General features: G+C 43.3%; 1 pseudogene. It reads left to right on the top strand.

Going from position 1 to position 877, the window contains the following annotated elements:
* Positions 1-678, top strand: a pseudogene (locus KTG12_RS21415) (hypothetical protein); the annotation flags it as partial.
* Positions 679-877: the final 199 nt, after the last annotated feature.

Genomic DNA, 877 nt, shown 5'->3' with positions numbered 1-877 from the left:
AGGATGGAGTCTGGAGGACTATTCTCGGATAACCGCTATTCCGGTGAATCGTCTTCTAAATTTTTCCTTTATTCATCAGGAAGTAATGCGTTTTGGGGATTTTCATCTTCCGGTAAATGGGCCGGCCTAGGTCTAAATACCTTGCCGTCTACGCTTGGGGGAACAAGTGCTTTGATGCGCCTTGAGTATACAACTAATCACAACGATATAAATTATGGGGCTGTGATAGATGTTCATGGTGGACGGCGCAACTATGCGTTATACTGCATTGGAGGTTTAAAGGTCAACGGATCGATCTCGACTGCCCGTTATGCACCCTCGTCGGACAAGAGTGATACAATCGTCCTGAACATCGGTTATCGGGACACGTTCGTCTTCAGTACCAGTACGTATCTTAGCGTCTATCTCCCTTCCCGGTCGACGATCACAAAGAAAATGGGAGAAGTCCACCCGGAATACGGAGATTCGTGGAGCGAAGTCGGTTTCAATTCCGTGATTTTTGTGCATGTGATCGTGGCGAAGTTCTCTTCCGAAGGTATCAGAATAGAACCAGAAAACTCTGATACACCATTGTTGGACAATAACGGCAACAGCATGACACTTGACATGAATAAGGGTGACTGTGCAACGTTCGCTTATTTTAACCAGGGATGGTATCTATTCAATAGACATTATTAATTACAATGCAAACAATCATAAAAACATACAATATGGAACTAACATTAAAAGATCGAGTATTAATACTCAACACCGTGTTGCCACAGTTTGACACGAGAAAAAACATGGAACTGAAAGTATCGATAGACAGTAAGATAGCGATCTCGGAGGTTGATCAGAAGCGTATCGTTATCAAGGATATGGGGAGTGGTCAAATCAA

Origin of the sequence: Parabacteroides sp. MSK.9.14 (genome assembly GCF_019041495.1) — a bacterium.
In the GTDB taxonomy this organism is placed as follows: Bacteria; Bacteroidota; Bacteroidia; order Bacteroidales; family Tannerellaceae; genus Parabacteroides; species Parabacteroides merdae.
This window is presented reverse-complemented; position numbering and strand designations above follow the sequence as displayed.